This is a genomic window from Paludibacterium paludis (genome assembly GCF_018802605.1).
In the GTDB taxonomy this organism is placed as follows: domain Bacteria; phylum Pseudomonadota; class Gammaproteobacteria; order Burkholderiales; family Chromobacteriaceae; genus Paludibacterium; species Paludibacterium paludis.
Genome location: NZ_CP069161.1, coordinates 67,656 through 83,213 on the forward strand (window position 1 = coordinate 67,656; position 15,558 = coordinate 83,213).

15 protein-coding genes are annotated in these 15,558 nt (G+C 66.3%); 7 read left to right on the forward strand and 8 right to left on the reverse strand.

The genetic code is table 11. From position 1 onward, the window contains the following. Positions 1-15: 15 nt before the first annotated feature. Entirely contained in the window at positions 16-1,215 is a 1,200-nt protein-coding gene (gene mdtH, locus JNO50_RS00275) for a multidrug efflux MFS transporter MdtH (protein ID WP_189532632.1), read from the reverse strand. A 95-nt stretch (positions 1,216-1,310) separates the two neighbouring features. Between mdtH and JNO50_RS00280 the strand changes: the two genes are divergently transcribed. Next, complete coding sequence (locus JNO50_RS00280; protein ID WP_189532634.1) at positions 1,311-2,216, forward strand: LysR family transcriptional regulator; 906 nt, start codon at positions 1,311-1,313, stop codon at positions 2,214-2,216. Positions 2,217-2,227: 11 nt separating this feature from the next. Here the strand turns inward: JNO50_RS00280 and JNO50_RS00285 are convergent, their stop codons facing one another. Beyond that, the gene (locus JNO50_RS00285) at positions 2,228-3,316 is read right to left on the reverse strand and encodes an aspartate-semialdehyde dehydrogenase (RefSeq protein ID WP_189532643.1); all 1,089 of its coding nucleotides are present in this window, start codon (positions 3,314-3,316) and stop codon (positions 2,228-2,230) included. Between the two features lie 114 nt (positions 3,317-3,430). On the opposite strand from JNO50_RS00285, the gene JNO50_RS00290 reads away from it, so the two are divergent. Both JNO50_RS00290 and JNO50_RS00295 read left to right on the forward strand, forming a co-directional pair. Next, positions 3,431-4,300, forward strand: coding sequence for a LysR substrate-binding domain-containing protein (locus JNO50_RS00290; RefSeq protein WP_189532645.1), 870 nt, complete (start codon positions 3,431-3,433; stop codon positions 4,298-4,300). 81 nt (positions 4,301-4,381) lie between these two features. Further along, positions 4,382-6,769: a sensor domain-containing protein gene (locus tag JNO50_RS00295; protein ID WP_189532647.1), complete on the forward strand. Its 2,388-nt coding sequence runs from the start codon at positions 4,382-4,384 to the stop codon at positions 6,767-6,769. On the opposite strand, the gene JNO50_RS00300 is transcribed toward JNO50_RS00295, so the two are convergent. Continuing rightward, entirely contained in the window at positions 6,729-7,208 is a 480-nt protein-coding gene (locus JNO50_RS00300; RefSeq protein ID WP_189532648.1) for an Lrp/AsnC family transcriptional regulator, read from the reverse strand. The genes JNO50_RS00295 and JNO50_RS00300 overlap by 41 nt on opposite strands. Before the next feature lie 130 nt (positions 7,209-7,338). Here JNO50_RS00300 and phhA point away from each other — a divergent pair, with 130 nt between their 5' ends. Together phhA and JNO50_RS00310 are read left to right on the forward strand one after the other, a co-directional pair. Then, entirely contained in the window at positions 7,339-8,232 is an 894-nt protein-coding gene (gene phhA / locus JNO50_RS00305) for a phenylalanine 4-monooxygenase (RefSeq protein ID WP_189532650.1), read from the forward strand. A gap of 89 nt (positions 8,233-8,321) precedes the next feature. Then, a complete protein-coding gene (locus JNO50_RS00310) occupies positions 8,322-9,329 on the forward strand; it encodes a response regulator (protein WP_189532652.1) in 1,008 nt (335 codons plus the stop codon). On the opposite strand, the gene JNO50_RS00315 is transcribed toward JNO50_RS00310, so the two are convergent. Next, on the reverse strand, positions 9,316-10,206 hold the full coding sequence (locus tag JNO50_RS00315; protein ID WP_189532654.1) for a DMT family transporter: 891 nt from the start codon (positions 10,204-10,206) through the stop codon (positions 9,316-9,318). The two genes, JNO50_RS00310 and JNO50_RS00315, sit on opposite strands and share 14 nt — an antisense overlap. A gap of 111 nt (positions 10,207-10,317) precedes the next feature. Between JNO50_RS00315 and JNO50_RS00320 the strand changes: the two genes are divergently transcribed. Together JNO50_RS00320 and JNO50_RS00325 are read left to right on the forward strand one after the other, a co-directional pair. Further along, a complete protein-coding gene (locus JNO50_RS00320) occupies positions 10,318-11,235 on the forward strand; it encodes a LysR substrate-binding domain-containing protein (protein WP_189532655.1) in 918 nt (305 codons plus the stop codon). 18 nt (positions 11,236-11,253) lie between these two features. After that, positions 11,254-12,204, forward strand: a complete 951-nt coding sequence (locus JNO50_RS00325) for a DMT family transporter (protein ID WP_229804570.1) — start codon at positions 11,254-11,256, stop codon at positions 12,202-12,204. 12 nt (positions 12,205-12,216) lie between these two features. Here the strand turns inward: JNO50_RS00325 and JNO50_RS00330 are convergent, their stop codons facing one another. From JNO50_RS00330 to JNO50_RS00345, 4 genes are all read right to left on the reverse strand, one after another. Beyond that, a complete protein-coding gene (locus tag JNO50_RS00330; protein ID WP_189532658.1) occupies positions 12,217-13,014 on the reverse strand; it encodes an undecaprenyl-diphosphate phosphatase in 798 nt (265 codons plus the stop codon). A gap of 149 nt (positions 13,015-13,163) precedes the next feature. After that, complete coding sequence (locus JNO50_RS00335) at positions 13,164-13,607, reverse strand: cupin domain-containing protein (protein ID WP_215796437.1); 444 nt, start codon at positions 13,605-13,607, stop codon at positions 13,164-13,166. A gap of 73 nt (positions 13,608-13,680) precedes the next feature. After that, a complete protein-coding gene (locus tag JNO50_RS00340; RefSeq protein WP_189532660.1) occupies positions 13,681-14,115 on the reverse strand; it encodes a MarR family winged helix-turn-helix transcriptional regulator in 435 nt (144 codons plus the stop codon). 198 nt (positions 14,116-14,313) lie between these two features. Further along, positions 14,314-15,540, reverse strand: coding sequence for a DUF3443 family protein (locus JNO50_RS00345; RefSeq protein ID WP_189532661.1), 1,227 nt, complete (start codon positions 15,538-15,540; stop codon positions 14,314-14,316). Positions 15,541-15,558 lie beyond the last annotated feature (18 nt).

The following is a 15,558-nucleotide window of genomic DNA, read 5'->3' on the forward strand; positions in this document are numbered from 1 at the left end:
GCCGGAGCGGACCGGTCATGCGCCGGCGAGAACCCCGCGGCGCGCGACGCCCAACTGGCGCGCAAGGGCGGCGAGGGTCAGCGCGCCGACCGCGAAAAGCGCGATCCAGGGCAATTCGGGCACCGCCTCCCGCCGCGCCAGATCGTAGAGCATGCCGCCACCGAAGTGGCCAAGCCCCCCGCCCAGCGCGAAACCGATACGCCCGAAGCCCAGATAGCTGCCGCGCCGCGCGGGATCGGCCATGCCGGCCACGAGGGTTTCCCGGGCGGGTTCGGCGATCAGCGTGCCAAGGTAAAAACCGCCCAGCAGCAGGAACATCGCCGTCACGCCGCCAGCCAGCGCCATCAACCCGAGGCACGCGGTCATCAGCGCCAGCCCGGCCATCAGGCGCTGCGGCAAGCTGAAATAGCGCTCGCCCAGCCGCGCGAGCGGATAGAGCAGGGTCAGCGACAGCGCGGTTTCCAGCGCGTACATCCCGCCCACCACGGTATCCGAGCCGGACAGATGCCGGAGCGCCACGGGAATGGTCAGCATGACCTGCACCAACAGCGCGTAATAGCCGCTGAGCGTCAGGACCAGCCGGCGAAAAGGCGCGTCGGCCAGAACGCGGCGCATGCCCGCCAGGATGGGCTCCCTCCGCGACGCGATGCGCCAGCGCGGCAAAAACAGCGCATTGATCAGCGCGGCGGCCAGAAACAGCCCCGCCCCCGCGCCGGCCACCCAGCGAAAATCATAGCGCATCAGCCAGCTGCCCAGCAGGGCGGCGCCCACCGCGCCGGCGCTGTCGCACATCATCAGCAGCGCGTAAAAACGGCTGCGCTCGCGCGGCCGGGTGAATTTCACCGCGAGCGCCGAGCGCGGCGGCTCGAACAGTGTGCCGCCGAAGGCCGAGAGCAGGCAGGCCAATATCAGAAGCGACGGTGTGTCGGCCGCCGCGAGGACGGCGAAGCCCGCCGCGCGGACCAGCATGCCGGCGACGATCAGCGGCTTGGCGCCGAAGCGGTCGGCCAGCGAGCCGCCGACCAGGCCGAATCCCTGCTGCGCCAGTTGGCGCAGCGCCAGCGCCGCGCCGACCAGCGCGCCGGCCCAGCCGAGCCGGTCCACGAAATGCAGACTCACCAGGGGAAACACCACGAAAAATCCGGCGACGACCAGAAGATTGTCGATCACGATAAAACATTTGCCGAAACGGCGGGCTGGCGAGGCGGGGGTCATCGCGAAGCTCCATGAACCAGGACCGGCACCAGTGTGACGCGCACTCTGCTATAGTTGAAGCGGTTATCCAGCTATAGTTTTTATAGATTTTCATTATGTCTGTTTCACTGACCGATCTGGCGCTGTTGTGCGATATCGCCGACCGGGGAAGCTTCAGCCAGGCGGCGGCCCTGCGCGGCTGGTCGCAGCCCCAGGTCAGCCAGCGCGTCGCCGCGCTGGAAGCCTGGCTCGGCGTTTCCCTGTTCGTCCGGCACCGGCGCGGCGCCGAACCCACCCAGGCCTGCCTCGCCTTTCTCGACACGGCGCGCGATGCCCTGGCCCGGCTGGATGCCGGCCGCGACGCCATCGCCGGCGCGCCGGCGCTGCCGCTGATGCCGATCGCCTGCATGCCGTCCCTGGCATCGACGCTGTTCGGACCGCTGATCACCGCGCTCGCCGATGCCCCGCTGGAGATCCGCTGCCAGACCGATCATTCTCCGAACATCATGGAAAACCTGCTGGCGGGACACACGCGGGTGGGATTCGTGCTCCGCTGCCCGCCGGTGGCGGGCATCGCCATGGAACGGCTGGCCCGTTCGCCGATCATCGCCGTCGCGGGCAGCGGGCACCCGCTGGCCGCGCGGACATCGCTCGAGATGGCCGATCTCGCGAATTGCCGACTTGTGCCGCAAGGATGGGGAGACGGCTGCGAAACATTGATACGGACACTGCGCTCCCTGCGCGGCAAGGCGCAGCCGCTGCACACCGTGCAGCCGGCCTCGGCGGCGCGGGAATTGGCGCTGCTGCACGGTTTCGTGGTGTTCATGCCGGCGCTCGCGGTCACCGACGATCTGTCGGCGGGCCGGCTCGTGCGCTTGCCGCTGGGCGACCTGCCGGCCTGGCAATGGGAAGTGATGATGGCGTGGCGCCCCGGCAAGCGCACGGACGCCGCGCGCGAGCGCATTCTTGACGCCGCCCGGGATATCGCCGCCAACTGGCGGCGGGCCGGCGTCTCGCTCTAGGATGCGGCGCGTCAGGCCGCCTGGGAAACGAGCCGCAGCACGGAAGAGCGGCGGCGGGCAAGATGCGCGCGGAACGCCGCGTCGTCCAGCAGGGCTTCGCCGATCTGCACGGCGTTGAGGGCGGCGCCCTTGCGCAGGTTGTCGCTGACGATCCACAGGGAAAGACCGGAGTCGAGGCTCACGTCGTCGCGCAGGCGCGACACGAACACCTCGTCGCGGCCCTCGACGAACAACGGCATGGCGAAGCGATCCTTGTCCGGTTCGTCAAGCAGCGCAACGCCCGGCGCCGCGGCCAGGATTTCCCGGGCGCGCGCGGCGCCCAGCGCGGAAGCGAACTCGATATTGACCGATGCGGAGTGGCCGACCATCACCGGCACGCGCACGCAGGTCACCGCCATGCGCACGTCGAAGCCAAGCATGCGGGCCGTTTCGGCCACCACTTTCTCTTCCTCGCCGGTGCTGCCGTCCTCGAGAAACGCGCCGATGCGCGGCACGACATTGAACGCCAGCGGCGCGGCCTCGCCCCCGCCCCAGCCGTCAGGCCAGGACATCGACCGGCCGTCATAGCGGGCGCTGCGGCTCTGGCGCGCGAGTTTTTCCAGACCGGCGCGGCCGGCTCCCGACACCGACTGGTAGGTCGACATCACCACGCGGCGCAGCGCGACCTCGCGGGCGAGCGGCGCCAGCACCATGGCAAGGGGAATGGCGGCGCAATTGCCGACCGGCAGGATGCGGCGCTTCTGCCATTCGCCGATCCTGTCGCCATTGACTTCGGGCACGATCAGCGGCACATCGCCGGCAAGCCGGAACGCGGAACTGTTGTCGATCACCACGCAGCCGGCGGCGGCGGCCTTCGGGCTGATCCGTCGCGACACCTCGGCCCCGGCTGACAGGAACAGAATGTCGGTGCCGGCGAAGTCGTGCTCGAACAGATCGCGCACCTCGAGCGTCTGCCCGGCGGCATGGATCACACTGCCCGCGCTGCGGGCCGACGCGAGCGGCACCAACTCGTCGGCGGGAAACCCGCGCTCCAGAAGAATGCGCAACAACTCCCTGCCCACATTGCCCGTCGCGCCGCCAATCGCAATCCGCACACCCATTTTGTTCCGGTTCCTGGTGATCTTATTGATCGATGGTGGAAGCTTATGCCTTGAGCACCCGGCGGACAAACGATATGATCTCACCTCAGCCATCAGAAAATTTCACAGGTAGCCGTGAACCTTCCTCCACTGAAAGCCCTGGTCGCCTTCGAAGCGGCGGCGCGTTTGAAGAACTTCACCCTGGCCGCCCGCGAGGTCTGCCTGACCCATGGCGCCATCAGCCGCCAGATCGCCCAGCTGGAGGACTATTTCGGCCAATCGCTGTTCCTGCGCCAGGCGCGCGGCGTGGCGCTGACCGAAACGGGAGAGCGCCTGTTCCGCCATGTCGCCCCGATGTTGTCCGGTCTGTCGGCGCTCGGCGACGAGCTGCGCGCCCGCACGGGCCCGGCGCTGGTGCGGGTCAGCCTGCCCCCTTCGTTCGGCGCGCACTGGCTGATGCCGCGCCTGCCCGAGTTCTACCATGCGTTCCCGGATATCGCCATCGAGCTGTCGGCGTCGCTGGAAGAGGCGGATCTGGCACGCGACGGATTCGATTTCGAAATCCGTTACGGCAAGGGAGAGTGGCCCGAAGCCATCAGCGAAAAACTGTGCAGCGAAGCGTTAAGCCCGGTGTGCCATCCCGACGTGAAAAAACGTCTTGGCGACCTCGCTTCGGCGCGCCTTGGCGCACCGCTGCTGCACGATGTGAACCACGCGCACTGGGAGTCGTGGCTCAAGGAGGCCGACCGCCTCGCGTGGCTGGACAGCGGCGGCATGATCTTCAACGATGGCAATCTGCTGATCGAAGCCGCGCTCAATGGCTTCGGCATCGCGATGGGGCGCTCCTGCCTGGTCGACCATCTGGTCAGCGCGGGACGCCTTGTCGAACCTTTCACGCTGCGGGTCGAATCCCCCCAAGCCTATTATCTGGCGCGTACGGCGCGCGCGCTGCAACCGGCCGCCGAACGTGTCTGGCAATGGCTGTTGCACCAGGGCGCGAGCTGACTGGTCGCCCATTTTTGATGGCTATCAATTGCCAATGTCGTAATTCTTGATCATAAGTTAATGTTTTTGCAGAATGTCGCGATGGATACCGAAAAGGCGTCGGGGTTCGCCCTCCCCCACGAAGAAGCCCTTGGCGCCGTCTGGCTGGTCGGCCGCGACCGGCGCATCGAATTCGCCAATGCCGCGGCATGCCGTCTGTCGGGGTTGCCGCCCGACGCAATGACCGGCCGTCCGGTCGATCAACGGTTCTTCTCCACGCCCGACGCCCCGCCTCTGCCCCTCGCGCAGGGCCCCGGTCTGCGTTTTAGCCGTGAGCCCCTTCCCGACGGGCGCCTCCTGATCCAGGCCGCCCATCCCCTGCATGAAACCTGGCGGCAAAGCGAAGCCCGCTTCCGTCTGATGTTCGAATGCAGCCCGGTCGGCAGTTTCCACTTCGACGCCACAGGCCGGATCACCGCCTGCAATGACCGCTTCGTCGCCCTGATGGGGTCAAGCCGCGATGCGCTCGAAGGGCTGGACATGCTGTCCCTGCCCGACAACCGCATCACGAACGCCGTGCGCACCGCGCTGGCCGGCGACAGCGGCGTGTACGAGGGCCGCTACCACTCGGTGACCGGGCGGCGCGATCTGGATGTGCGGGCACTGTTCGCGCCGCTGACGGATCATCGCGGCGAGGTGACGGGGGGCCTGGGACTGGTCGAGGATTTCAGCGAACGCAAGCATGCCGAGGAGGCGCTGCTCGCCTATCGCCAGCGGCTGGCGCTGCTCGTCGAGCAAACCGCGCTGGCGGTCATCGAATGGGACGAGCGCTTTTGCGTGCGCGACTGGAACCCGGCCGCCAGCCAGATGTTCGGCTACAGCCGCGAAGAGGCGATCGGGCAGCACGCCTATTTCATTCTTGACGAGACGGAGCGGCAACGGGTGAACGACCAGGTGCTCCAGTCGCTGCTCAGTCAGCGCGGCGGGCACCGCTTCACCAACAACAATCTGACCCGCGCCGGCCGTACGATTATCTGCGAATGGTTCAATACCACCCTGGTCGACAGCGACGGGCGCACCCTGGGTGTGATCTCCCTGGTGCTGGACATCACCGAGCGGCGGCTTGCCGAACAACAGATCCGTTATCTGGCGCACTACGACCCGCTGACCGGCCTGCCCAACCGCGCCCTGCTCACCGACCGCGCGGTCCAGGCCCTCAACGCCGCGCAAAGCGAGGACCGGCCGCTGGCGCTGATGTTTCTGGACATCGACCATTTCAAGAATGTCAACGACACGCTGGGGCACAGCATCGGCGACGCCCTGCTCGCCAAGCTCGCCCGGCGTTTCGGCACGGCCTTGCGGCGCACCGACACGGTGTCGCGCCTTGGCGGCGACGAGTTCATTTTCTTGCTGCCCGACTGCGATGCCGACGGCGCCGCCCACGTGGCCCAGCAACTGCTCGCGGAAACCGCGCGCGACTGCCGGATCGGGCTGCACGAATTCAGCGTCTCCGCCTCCATCGGCATCGCCCTGTACCCGGTCGACGGAACCGATTTCGAAACCCTCTCCCGCGCGGCCGATATCGCCATGTACCGCGCCAAGCAGGAAGGCCGCAACACCTTCCGGCTTTTCGAGCCGAAGATGCAGGAACGCGCGGCGCGCCATCTTGCCATTGAAAACGCGCTGCGGCGCGCGCTCGAACGCAACGAACTGACCTTGCACTACCAGCCGCAGCAATGCCTCAAAAGCGGTCGCATTCTCGGCGTGGAGGCGCTGCTGCGCTGGAAGAGCGCCGAGCTGGGCGACGTGCCTCCGGCCGAATTCATCCCTCTTGCCGAGGAAAGCGGGCTGATCGTTCCGATCGGGGAATGGGTCATGCGCACCGCGGCGCGACAGATGGTGGCCTGGATGGCGGCGGGGCTGCCTCCTCTGGTGGTGGCCGTCAATCTTTCCATGGTGCAGTTCCGCCAGAGCAATCTGCCCGCCCGGGTCGGCGCGATTCTCGCCGACACCGGACTGCCCGCCGGGCTTTTGGAAATCGAATTGACCGAAAGCGTGTCGATGAACCAGCCCGAAGCGGCCATCGCCATGACACGCGCGCTGCAGGCCTGCGGGGTCATGCTGTCCGTCGATGATTTCGGTACTTGCTATTCATCGCTCGCCTACCTCAAGCGCCTGTCCATCGACAAACTGAAAATCGACCGTTCGTTCATCGGGGAACTGGACACCGATCATGACGATCAGGCGATCGTATCGGCGATTGTCAGCCTGGCCGGTTCGCTGGGGCTGCAGACGGTGGCGGAAGGCGTCGAAAGCCCGGGACAACTGGATTTTCTGTCGCGGCTGGGTTGCGATATCGCCCAGGGGTATCTCATCTCCCGTCCGCTCGCCGCCCCGGACATGTTCCGCTGGCTCAAGAGCCGCGCGGGCTCCGTCCGCGCCGCGCCCCTCACTGCGGCGACGGCAGGGGCAGAACCATCGTCTGTTTGACCGGCTCGAGCGTCACGGTGGACTTGACGCTGCGCACCAGCGGCAGGCACATCAGCCGGCTCATCACGAACCGCGACAGCGACGGCAGGTCGGGCACCACGATGCGCAGCAGGTAGTCGGCCTCCCCCGCCGCCGCGTAGCACTCCAGCACTTCGGGCAGACGGGCGATGGCGTCGGCGAACTCCCTTAGCGATTGATCATTGTGCCGCTCGAGGCTGACATAGGCGAAGGCCGTCACCGACAGTCCCAATAAATCCGGCCTGAGCGCGATATGGTAGCCCTGGATGATGCCGGCCTCTTCCAGGCGCTGAATGCGCCGCCCGATCTGCGAAGCCGACAGGGGAACAGTCGCCGCCAGTTTCTGATGCGTCGCCCGCGCATCCTTCTGCAGCTCGGTCAAAATCATGTAGTCAAAGCGATCGCACTCGATATTGCGCATTTTCCGCACCAAAACAATCAATCATGCGGATATTCTGCGAAATTAACCCAATAATGGCAAGGATTGCGGCCCATCCGCACGCGGGTATGCGTAAACTGAAAGACTGCCCCCACTGACGGACTGTCCGACAATGACTGATCACCCCGATTTCGTGGTGCCCGACATCACCACTCGCAAAAATGCCGGCCTGGCGCACGACCCGCGCGATTTCACCCTGCCCCAGCCGGCGGCCCGCTATACGGACGAAGACCATGCCACCTGGGCGACCCTGTTCCGGCGCCAGAGCGACATGCTCGAAGGCCGCGCCTGCCGTGAGTTCCTCGAAGGACTCGATCTGCTCGGCATCGATGCGGAACGCATCCCGGACTTCGAGCGGCTCAACCGCACGCTGGCCGCGGCGACCGGCTGGCGTCTCGTCGCCGTGCCGGGGCTGATCCCGGACGAGGTGTTTTTCGGGCATCTGGCCGAACGCCGCTTCCCGGTGACCTGGTGGATCCGCGAACCGCACCAGCTGGACTACCTGCAAGAGCCGGACGTGTTTCACGACCTGTTCGGTCATGTGCCGCTGCTGGCCCACCCGGTGTTCGCCGACTATCTCGAGGCCTACGGCAAGGGCGGCATGAAGGCCAGCCGGCTGGGCGCTCTGCCGATGCTCGCGCGGCTTTACTGGTACACGGTGGAGTTCGGGCTGATCCGCGAGGGCGACGACCTGCGCATCTACGGCGCCGGCATCGTGTCGAGCCGCTCCGAATCGGTGTACTGCCTCGACAGCGCGAGTCCCAACCGGATCGGTTTCGACCTGGAGCGGGTGATTCGCACCCGCTACCGCATCGACACCTTCCAGAAAACCTATTTCGTGATCGACGATTTCGCCCAGCTGTTCGATGCCACGGCGCCCGACTTCACTCCGATTTACCACAAGCTCGCGGCCTTGCCGACCTACGGCGCCGGCGACATCGCGCCGGGCGACACGGTGCTGCAGGCGGGGAACCGCGAGGGCTGGGCCGACACGGACGATCTTTAGCGCTCGCCAGTGGCAACCGCGCCCGCCATTGCCTAGGATAAAAGCGGGCGCGCGGCTGCGCGCCTTCATCGCGCGGGCGGAGACGCACTATGGACAAAAACAAAGTACTGGTGATCGACGACGATCCCCTGGCCTTCGAAATCATCAAGGGCACCCTGAAAGAGAAATTCGCCCTGAGCTATGCCGCCACCGGCGAAGACGGACTGGCGCGGCTGGAAGGAGAGGATCCGTTTCTCATCCTGCTGGACATCCAGATGCCCGGCATCGACGGGTTCTCCGTCGCCTCGCGCATCCGCGACATGGCGCTGGCCGACCAGCCCTACATCATTTTCATTTCCGCCCACAACACCACCGAGGAAAGGCTCAAGGCCTACGCCGCCGGGGGCGACGATTTCATTCTCAAACCGCTGTCGCCCAAAGAAGTGCTGTTCAAGGCGGAGCTCGCCCAGGAAACCCATCACGATATCCAGCATCTGAAAGCCTCGGCGCAGGAGGCGGTCACCGCCGCCGAAGAGGCCCAGTGCCTGGGCATCGGAATGCAGTGCCTGCGCCGACTGCTGACCGGCCGCGAGCCGGGCGAGCTGGTCGATGCGTTGCTGGCGGCGCTCGCGGCTCTGGGGCTCAAGGGCGTGGCCCAGGCCTCGACGGACGGGGGGGTGGTGACACGCAATACCGAAGGACGGTCGAGCCAGATGGAGCGCGTGCTGCTGGAGGGACTGGCGACCGAGGAGCGGCATGTGGTGGATTACGGATCGCGCACCACCTTCCAGTACCCGGGATTGCAGTTGCTGGCCAAGAACATGCCGGAGGACGACGAGGAGCAGCGTTCGCGCTACCGCGATGTGCTGGTTCAACTGGCGCAAAGCGCCTCGGAACGCCTGGCGGCTTTCGCCCCCGCCCAGGCCGGCTCAGGCATCGAAGACGTCAAGCTCTACCACGCCGAGGTCCTGTCTATCCTCGGCGACGCGCGGCGCTCGCTGAGCGACACCGCGCATGAGCTCCGGCTCTCGCTCGATCAGGAAGACACCCTGCTTGACGTGATGAACGAGACCACGCGACGCGTCAACCGCACCTTGCAAACCTTCATTCGGCGATAGGAGCGGTGGCTCGGCCGCGCGACACGGCCAGCCCCACCGCGGCGCCAAGCACCAGCAGGCTGCCGGCGAGGCTCTGCGCCGACAGCGTTTCGCCAAGGAAGGCGATGCCAAGACCGACGGTCACCACCGGCTCGAGGGTCGACACGATCGAGGTCAGCGTCGGCCCGATCCGCCGCATGCCGACAAGAAACGCCGCCACCGCCATCACCGAACTGAAACCCGCCAGGGCGAAGAGCGCCAGCCAGCCGCGCGCGCTGTGAGGCAGCACCACACCGCCCTCCAGGCTCGCCAGCGCCAGATGCACCAGGGCGCTCGCCAAGAGCACCACGAAGGTCGAGGCAAGCGGATCGGTACGGGTGGCGAAGCGGCTGCCGATCAGGATGTACACCGCGTACAGGCTGCCCGACAGCAGGGCGAGCAACACCCCGGCGGGCCGGCCGGCAAGCGTCGCCTGGCCAAGCAGCATGGCCAGCCCCAGCACGCAGACGGCCAGCGCCAGCCCTTCGGCGCGGCCGAAGCGATCGAACCCCAGCAGCGCGGCGAGGATCGCCACCAGCACCGGGTAGGTATACACCAGCAAGGCCACCAGGCCGCTGCTCGCGTAGTGCAGCGCGGAAAAGTACCCCCAGGCGAGCGCGGCGAACAGCACGCCGAGCAGCGCGAAGCCGGCGAGCTCGCGTCCGCGCGGCAGACGCCGGCCGCTCATCGCCACCCAGCCGCCCAGGACCGCGGCCGCCAGCAGAAAACGCATGGCCAGCAGCGATGACGTGCCGACCCCATCGGCATAGTCCAGTCTCGCGAACAGCGCCATGCTGCCGAACCCCATGGCGGACAGCATCACCAGAAACGGTCCTAGCGTCTCTTTTTTCGTTGTCATCGTTGTCACCGCGCAATCCCGCATGTCATTTTCCGTCAGTCTAGGGGCTTGCCGGAACGCCGCGCAAACTGATAGTTTTCGGTCTATGCCATAATAATTTCATGCCAACCGATGAGCCGCCCCGATCTGCCCCCCCTGTTCGCCCTGCGCGCCTTCGAGGCCGCGGCGCGCCTCGAGAGCTTTTCCGAGGCGGCCGGCGAGCTGTGCCTGTCCAGCGGCGCCATCGCGCATCAGATCCGCCAGCTCGAGAGTTGGCTCGGCATGCCGCTGTTCACGCGCCTCACCCGCGGCGTGCGGCTGACGGCGGCCGGACGCCGCTACGCGTCGCAGGTCACGGCGCTGCTCGATGCGCTGGCCGAAGCCTCGAGCGCCTTGCGCCACGAAGCGCACGAAAGCCGCGCCGTGACAGTCAGCGCCATGCCCTCGCTGGTGACGCGCTGGCTGATGCCGCGCCTGCCGGATTTTCTCGCGGGCCACCCCGGCGTCGAAGTGCGGGTGCTCGCGGCGGTCAAACCGAGCGATCTGACGCGCGACGCGGTCGATGTGGCGATCCGTCTGGGATCGGGCCCCTATCCGGGGCTGCAGGACGACATCCTGTTCGGGGAGGCCTTCGTCGCGCTGGCGAGCCCGGCCTTCCTCGCCCGCCATCCGGTTCCCCGGCCGGAGGCGCTGCCGGGACTGCCGCTCTTGCACGACGTGATCATCGCGCAGATCGACAGGCAGACCGACTGGAAAAAATGGCTGGCGGCGGTGGGCGTGCCGGTATCGGGCCGCTTGCCCGGTTCGCTGTTTTCCCATACCTACCTGACGCTGGAGGCGGCGGCGGCCGGGCAGGGCGTGGCGATCGCCAGCCGTCCGCTGCTCGGCAACTTCGTCAGTTCCGGCCTCCTGGTCGAACTGTTCGGCGGGCTGTCGGTACAGGGCCCCTATCATTACCATTTGCTGCGCCTGCCGGAAGCCGAATCGCGTCCCCAGGTGAAAGCCTTCTGCGCGTGGGTGCGTGACGAAGCTGGCAAGACAACGGCGTAACGCCAGAAGGAAAAACGCGTGTTCAAGGGAATGGTATTCGGTCTGGCCGCCGGGGCCTTGTGGGGCATGGTGTTCATCGCGCCCCGGCTGCTCGACGGATTTTCACCGATGCTGCTGTCGGTGGCGCGCTACCTGGCGTACGGAGTGTTCGCCGTGGCGATGGCCATCCCGCTGGGGCGGCGCCTGTTCGGCAAGGTGACCGCGCGCGACTGGCGGGCGCTGGCCTGGCTCAGCCTCGCCGGCAACAATGTCTATTACCTGTTGCTGGCCGGTGCGATCCAGATGGTGGGCGTGGCACCGACCTCGCTGATCATCGGCATGATGCCGGTGCTGATCACGCTGGCCGGCTCGCGCGATCAGGGCGCGATGACGCTGCGCGAGCTCGCCGGGCCGCTGACGGCGATCTGCGCCGGCATCGCCGCCATCAACGCCGACGTGTTCCTCGCCTCCTCGGGCGCCGGCACCGCGACGCCGCTGGTGCGCGCGACCGGCATTCTGTGCGCGTTCGGCGCGCTGTTTTCCTGGACAGCGTACGCCATCGGCAACGCCCGGTATCTTGCGCGCCGGCCGGTGTTCAACAGCCACGAATGGTCGCTGCTCACCGGTGTGGCCACCGGCGCGCTGGCGCTCCTGACCGTGCCGCTTCTGCTGCTGGCCTGGCGCTGCGGCGTGTTCACGCCATCCATTGGCGACCAGGGATTCGCGCGCTTCATCCTCGTGACGGCCGCCGTGGCCATCGGCGCGTCCATTTTCGGCAACGGACTGTGGAACGCGGCCAGCCGCCGCCTGCCGATGACGCTGGGCGGCCAGATGATCATCTTCGAAGTGCTGTTCGCGACCGCTTACGGATTTCTCTACGACGGGCGCTGGCCGCGCCCGCTCGAGTGGCTGGCGCTGTGCCTGCTGGTCGCCGGCGTCACCTGGTCGGCCAGAAGGCACAGCCGGCCGGGCGGGGTGGCGCCGGCCTGAAGGAAAGGAACATCAGCGCAGCAGCAGGATCGCCGCGCCCAGCGCGATGCGGTACCAGGCAAAGCCGCGGAAGGTGTGACGCGCGATGAAACGCACCAGCAGTTTGACCACCAGCAGGGCCGACAGGAAGGCGACCACGAAACCGACCGCGATGCCGCCCATCTGGCTGGCGTCGATCTTGTCGTGGTGCTTGAGCAAATCGTAGAAGGTGGCGCCGAACATGGTGGGAATGGCCAGGAAAAAGGAAAATTCCGTCGCCGTCTGGCGCGACAGGCCACCAATCATGCCGCCGATGATGGTCGCCCCCGAGCGCGAGGTGCCGGGAATCATCGCCAGGCATTGCGCCGCGCCGATGCCCAGCGCCTGACGCCAGCCGATGCGCTCGGTGTCGTTCACGCGCGGCGCGCGCGGCCGCGCTTCGACCGCGAGGATCACCAGACCGCCGACGATCAGCGCGATCGCCACGCTGGTCGGGTTGAAGAACAGCGCCTTGATTTTCGAACCGAAGGCGAGCCCGACCACCACCGAGGGGAAAAACGCCAGAATCACCGCCAGCGAGAAGCGCCGGGCTCCGGCGTCGCCGGACATGAGACCGCCCAGCACGCGCAGGATCTTTTCCCGGTAAAGCCAGCACACCGCCAGAATGGAGCCCAGCTGGATCACCACTTCGAACACCTTGTCGCTGCCGCTGTCGAACGACAGCCAGTCGCCGAACAAAATCAGGTGGCCGGTGCTCGACACCGGCAGAAATTCCGTCATGCCTTCGACGATGCCCAGCAACAGGGCCTTGAAGAGATACATCACATCCATAGCGCGTCCGCTTTCAGAGTTGTCCCGAGATCGAAGCGGCAATGTTCCTTGCTGCGACGCGATGCGTCAATGGAAAAAGCCGGGAAACCGCCCCCGGCTCTTCGACAACCGACAGCTACCGGACAGAATCGTCCGGTCTTTTTCCGCCTTCACTCGGGCCAGACGACCGGCGCTGCCGACTTGACGCCATCGGCGATACCCGAGGCCGTCAGGCTGCCATCGGTCGCCTGAATCACGATGTAGTACAAATCTTCCCGCGAGTGATTGCGCCAGGTGCGCTCGCCCTGTGGCGCCACGCGCAGCACGGTTCCCTCGCCCACTGCGATGACGCGGCCGTCGACCTGGAACTGGCCGTTGCCGCGCACGAACACATAGAGTTCCTCATGCTCGCGGTGGGAGTGGCTGAACGGCATCTGCGCGCCGGCCGGCAATTTGTTCAGCGAGACCTCCATCGAGGTCAGCCCCAGGGTCTCTTGCAAAAAGAGCTTGCCCGGATAGCCCTTGAATGTGTAGCGGTCCAGTTGCGCCAGCGCTCCGGCGTGGGCACAGGCGAAATGGTCGCCGCGGTCCGACAGGGTCAACGTCGTTGCCATACTGCTCTCCTCAAATAGATGCATATACACATAAATACCGGCCGGCGAAACACCGGACAGCTTCCCGGCCCTATCAGCCGGGGTCGTCGGCCAGCGCCCTGGCCAGCGCGAAACTCGTTCGCGACAACGTTTCCATGTCGACCCCGGCCATGCGCGCCTCCAGCTCGCGCTGAGCGGCTTCCCACAGCGGCATGGCCGCAACCATCACGGCCTTGCCGTCCGGCTCGAGGCTCCAGAGCTTCTCGCGGCGGTCGCGCCCCGGCACGGACGCGATCCATCCGCGCTGCTTGAGCCCGGCGAGGGTGCGCGTCAGGGTCGTGCTGTCCATCACCATGGCGTCGGCGATCGCGGCGACGGTCGTGCCGGGCAAGGCATCAAGGAAGCGCAGCAGGCCGAACTGGTTGATCGTCAGCCCGCATGGCTGCAGATGCCGGTCATAAAGCTGGGTCACGGCGCGGGTCGCTTGCCTGAGCGAGCCGCAGTGGCAGGGAAGACGCAATGCGCGCATGAAAACCGTTTTTTCAATGGGAATGAAGGCAAATTACATGCATATACACCTAATGTCAATACGGAACAGAAACCCGCCCGGGCGGAAAATCCCCCAATGCATTGATTTTTCATCATTCGTTAGTGATTGACGCGGGTTCAGAAAAGACAACGCCGCGGTCCGGAAGGGCCGCGGCGTTGTTCAAGACAGCGTGTCGCTTCAGAACGCGATATAGGGTCCCGCGCCCAGCGGCGTGGACGCGCCCTCCAGAGCCGTCACGACGGTCTTGCCGTAATAGAACGGCAAGCCCCAGTCGAACGAGGCTCCGAAACCGCTCAGCCCGCCTCCGCCGAGATTGGCGAAAGCGGTTTTGCCTGTCGCGACCAGCGCCTCGGCGTTCGCGATGCCAAAACTCACCAGCACGCTGCCCTGCCCGTTGCTGCCGGTCAGCGTGGCCGACAGCGCGAGAGTCGACGCCGGGCAGTAGAACCCGCTGGCGGTGGCGCCGCACAGGGGGATACTGTCCGAGAAAAACAGACCGTTCGAACCGGTGTCGATAAAGCTGTCGACCAGGGAAACCCCCTTGTACCGTGTGGTGAAGTAACCGCTGCCGTTCACCGCGAGCACGGTCGCCGCGGTCGCCGGACTGTTGTTGGCGCGTGTGCCGATACCGAAGGTCAGGGTGCCGCTTGGCGCATAAAGACCGCCCGCTCCAACCACCGGCAGCGTGATGAGCGTGCCGTTGTTATCCAGGGGAAACGCCGAGACCGGGTTGATCACCTGTTGGGCGACAGGCAAGGTCCGGGCGCCGCAGCTCGCGCCGGCGCAAGTGAAATAACGGCTCTGGCCCGAATTGGACTCGCAGGTGCTGCCGCAATCCTTCGCTTGATGACCAATACCGAGAATACCGTTGGCCTGCAGCCCGGACACCGAGGTGATCGGGGTGCCCTTGCTCAGGCAGGACGCGGGAGGCGGCGCGAAGCCGGACGGACTGACAACCTGAACGGGGATCGACGAGGCCACTTCGTCGCCCATTTTGACATCGGCCTGCACCACCGGTCCCCAGACCGGCCCGGAGGCGAAGGTGTAGCATTCGGCGACCGGCTGGCCGTTGGCGCTGTTCACCACCGGGAGAAACCCGCTGGCGTCGAACGCCGCGCCGATCAGCCGCAGGCCGACCGACCCGGTATCCAGCAGTACGTGATCGATCGACTGGCATTGCGAGGTGCCGGGCACACAGACCTTCACCGTGACGAAAGGCTGGTTGACCGAACGGTTGTTCGGTCCGCTGTCCACCACCACGCTGACGCTGTTGACGAACGACGGGGTGGCGGGTGTGGAAGGCGTGGCCGGCGTCGACGACGAGCCGCCTCCACCGCCTCCGCCGCCGCAGGCGGTCAACAGGCTGGCGACAAATACGATCAGGCAGGCGATCCGGTTTTTCATGGAAACGTCTTTCACAGG